The organism is Flavobacterium sp. ACAM 123 (genome assembly GCF_000264055.1).
GTDB lineage: Bacteria > Bacteroidota > Bacteroidia > Flavobacteriales > Flavobacteriaceae > Flavobacterium.
The window spans coordinates 1-2,684 of the sequence record NZ_AJXL01000198.1 but is presented as its reverse complement, the minus strand read 5'-3'; the positions used below and the strand labels follow the sequence as shown (position 1 = coordinate 2,684).

The window sequence follows — 2,684 nt, the reverse complement described above, 5'->3', positions numbered from 1 at the left end:
GATATGAGCTCTTGGGGGAGATCAGCCTGTTATCCCCGGCGTACCTTTTATCCTTTGAGCGATGGCCCTTCCATGCGGAACCACCGGATCACTATGCTCTACTTTCGTACCTGATCGACCTGTATGTCTCTCAGTCAAGCTCCCTTATGCCATTGCACTCTACGCACGGTTACCAAGCGTACTGAGGGAACCTTTAGAAGCCTCCGTTACTCTTTTGGAGGCGACCACCCCAGTCAAACTACCCACCAAGCAATGTCCCCCGTATAACGGGGTTAGGCCTCAGACAAACAAAGGGTTGTATTTCAACAATGACTCCACAACGCCTAGCGACGCCACTTCAAAGTCTCCAACCTATCCTACACATCATTTGTCCAAGGTCAATACTAAGCTATAGTAAAGGTGCACAGGGTCTTTTCGTCCCACTGCGGGTAAGCGGCATCTTCACCGCTACTACAATTTCACCGAGCTCATGGCTGAGACAGTGTCCAGATCGTTACACCATTCGTGCAGGTCGGAACTTACCCGACAAGGAATTTCGCTACCTTAGGACCGTTATAGTTACGGCCGCCGTTTACTGGGGCTTCATTTCAATGCTTCTTCTTGCGAATAACATCTCCACTTAACCTTCCAGCACCGGGCAGGTGTCAGGCCCTATACTTCATCTTACGATTTTGCAGAGCCCTGTGTTTTTGATAAACAGTCGCCTGGACCTCTTCACTGCGGCCAGCATTGCTGCTGGCGACCCTTCTCCCGAAGTTACGGGTCTATTTTGCCTAATTCCTTAGCCATGAATCTCTCGAGCACCTTAGAATTCTCATCTCGACTACCTGTGTCGGTTTGCGGTACGGGTACTATTAACCTGAAGTTTAGAGGTTTTTCTTGGAAGCCCTTAGGTGCACTATCTCTTTGTCCGAAGACTCCGAGTACTATCGTATTTCCCCAAGCCGCGTGGATTTGCCTGCGCAGCTTATAGGTAGGTACTTCAACGAACTATTCCGTCAGTTCGCGGCACTTTCATCACTCCGTCACCCCATCACAGTTAACAGTAGTACGGGAATATTAACCCGTTGTCCATCGACTGTCCCTTTCGGGTTCGCCTTAGGTCCCGACTAACCCACAGCTGATTAGCATAGCTGTGGAAACCTTAGTCTTTCGGTGTGCGGGTTTCTCGCCCGCATTATCGTTACTTATGCCTACATTTTCTTTTCTATCCGGTCCAGCAAGCCTTACGACTCACCTTCTACCCTGATAGAATGCTCCCCTACCACTACCTAAATAAATAGGTAATCCATAGCTTCGGTAATATACTTATGCCCGATTATTATCCATGCTCGTCCGCTCGACTAGTGAGCTGTTACGCACTCTTTAAATGAATGGCTGCTTCCAAGCCAACATCCTAGCTGTCTATGCAGACAAACCTCGTTCTTTCAACTTAGTATATATTTGGGGACCTTAGCTGATGGTCTGGGTTCTTTCCCTCTCGGACTTGGACCTTAGCACCCAAGCCCTCACTGTTAGTGAACATTATATAGCATTCGGAGTTTGTCAGGAATTGGTAGGCGGTGAAGCCCCCGCATCCAATCAGTAGCTCTACCTCTATATAACTTTATAACTAACGCTGCACCTAAATGCATTTCGGGGAGTACGAGCTATTTCCGAGTTTGATTGGCCTTTCACCCCTACCCACAGATCATCCCAAGACTTTTCAACGTCAACGGGTTCGGTCCTCCACTATGTGTTACCACAGCTTCAACCTGTCCATGGGTAGATCACACGGTTTCGCGTCTAACACTACTGACTAAAGCGCCCTATTCAGACTCGCTTTCGCTACGGATCCGTGGCTTAACCACTTATCCTTGCCAGCAACGTTAACTCGTAGGCTCATTATGCAAAAGGCACGCCGTCACCCCACTAAAGGGCTCCGACCGCTTGTAAGCGTATGGTTTCAGGATCTATTTCACTCCGTTATTCACGGTTCTTTTCACCTTTCCCTCACGGTACTGGTTCACTATCGGTCTCTCAGGAGTATTTAGCCTTAGCGGATGGTCCCGCCAAATTCAGACAGGATTTCTCGTGTCCCGCCCTACTCAGGATACCACTATCTATTATACTCATTACTTATACAGGGCTATCACCTTCTCTGGCCCTACTTTCCAGTAGATTCTAATTCTTTGTACATAAAATATCGTGGTCCTACAACCCCAACAATGCCGTAACATCATTGGTTTGGGCTAATCCGCGTTCGCTCGCCACTACTTACGGAATCACTTTTGTTTTCTTCTCCTCCGCCTACTTAGATGTTTCAGTTCAGCGGGTTTGCCCACCCGAAGGTGTACTATGTCTTCAACATAGTGGGTTGCCCCATTCAGGTATCTACGGATCAATCGGTGTGTGCCCGTCCCCGTAGCTTTTCGCAGCTTATCACGCCTTTCATCGCCTCTGAGAGCCAAGGCATCCCCCATACGCCCTTATTTTGCTTATTGTACCAATCTTAAATTTAATTAAGACTGTTCTTTCTACTTGTCTAATAATAAACAAGTAAAATGCTTTCTACTTTTTATATTTTTTCTTATCTCAATATGTCAATGAACTTTTTTCCTTTCGGAATTGTGGAGAATAACGGAGTCGAACCGTTGACCTCCTGCGTGCAAGGCAGGCGCTCTAGCCAGCTGAGCTAATCCCCC

At 47.7% G+C, this 2,684-nt stretch carries 1 tRNA gene and 1 rRNA gene; both read right to left on the bottom strand.

The annotated features are described in order from the left end of the window. Nucleotides 1–2,483: ribosomal RNA gene (locus tag A3SG_RS0118095) — 23S ribosomal RNA — on the bottom strand; the annotation flags it as partial. A 127-nt stretch (nt 2,484–2,610) separates the two neighbouring features. Continuing rightward, nucleotides 2,611–2,684: transfer RNA gene (locus A3SG_RS0118090), tRNA-Ala, on the bottom strand.